Source organism: Embleya sp. NPDC025285 (assembly GCF_055558835.1).
Genome location: NZ_JBVHLU010000014.1, coordinates 108,233 through 108,447 on the forward strand (window position 1 = coordinate 108,233; position 215 = coordinate 108,447).

The window sequence follows — 215 nt, forward strand, 5'->3', positions numbered from 1 at the left end:
CCCGCCGGGCGCTTGAGGACAAAGCAAGCCGCAGGCCCGCAAGCCCACGACGACAGGCAGTCACCCCAGCCCGCCCGGCGCCTGAGGACAAGCAGGCCGCAACCCAACCCAGCCCGTCCGGCGCTTGAGGACAAAGCAAGCCGCAGGCCCGCAAGCCCACGACGACAGGCAGTCACCCCAGCCCGCCCGGCGCCTGAGGACAAGCAGGCCGCAAC